This is a genomic window from Halomonas sp. ND22Bw (assembly GCF_003011945.1).
Taxonomy (GTDB): Bacteria; Pseudomonadota; Gammaproteobacteria; order Pseudomonadales; family Halomonadaceae; genus Halomonas; species Halomonas halophila.
Genome location: NZ_PXWD01001904.1, coordinates 1 through 231 on the forward strand (window position 1 = coordinate 1; position 231 = coordinate 231).

General features: G+C 70.6%; 1 protein-coding gene. It reads left to right on the top strand.

What is annotated here, in order from left to right; genetic code table 11:
* Positions 1-231, top strand: a 231-nt coding sequence (locus tag CVH10_RS24890; RefSeq protein ID WP_369336039.1) for a CBS domain-containing protein, incomplete at both ends; no start/stop codon positions are given.

The window sequence follows — 231 nt, forward strand, 5'->3', positions numbered from 1 at the left end:
CGACGGGCGTGGGGCAGGAGGAGGCGCGCCGCCTGCTCCACCAGCGCCGCATCGAAAAGCTGCTGGTGGTGGACGAGGCGTATCGCTGCGTCGGCCTCATCACCGTCAAGGACATCGAAAAGGCGGTGATGTACCCGGAGGCGACCAAGGACGCCGCCGGCCGCCTGCGCGTCGCCGCCGCCACCACCGTGGGGGACAAGGGCTTCGATCGGACCGAGGCGCTGGTCGATG